The organism is Sphingomonas sp. 66-10 (assembly GCF_001897045.1).
GTDB lineage: Bacteria > Pseudomonadota > Alphaproteobacteria > Sphingomonadales > Sphingomonadaceae > Sphingomonas > Sphingomonas lycopersici.
This window is the reverse complement of record NZ_MKRR01000156.1, coordinates 1-296: the sequence shown is the minus strand read 5'-3', so window position 1 is coordinate 296 and position 296 is coordinate 1. Positions and strand designations below refer to the sequence as shown.

The following is a 296-nucleotide window of genomic DNA, read 5'->3' as shown; positions in this document are numbered from 1 at the left end:
GCGCGAAATGCTCGATATCGCCACCGAAGGCCCGGCGATCCGCGACATGGTGCGCGCCGGACTGATGGATCCCGAGCAGGCAATCCGCGAGCGCGGCGAAAACCCGGATGCGGTGCTCGATGCTTGGGCACGCTGGGCCAAGAAAGTCGATAAGGCCGGGCTCATCTTCGACTGCGACCCGCGCCGCGTCACGCAGGTCGGCAATTCCGTCCAGGCCATGGCCGCGAAGCAGGCTCCGCAAGGAAAATAGCACATGGAAATCCTGATCTACGGGATCGTCGGCGACCCTGACGACG

Annotated in this window: 1 protein-coding gene (running past one end of the window); it reads left to right on the top strand. The window is 64.5% G+C overall.

Annotated elements, in window-relative coordinates:
- Nucleotides 1–250 carry the 3' end of a phage portal protein gene (locus BGN95_RS23980; RefSeq protein ID WP_502688347.1) on the top strand. The gene continues 1,253 nt to the left of window position 1, outside the view, so 250 of the gene's 1,503 nt are visible here — the last part of the coding sequence; its start codon lies beyond the left edge, outside the window; it ends in the stop codon at nucleotides 248–250.
- The last annotated feature ends 46 nt before the right edge of the window (nucleotides 251–296 follow it).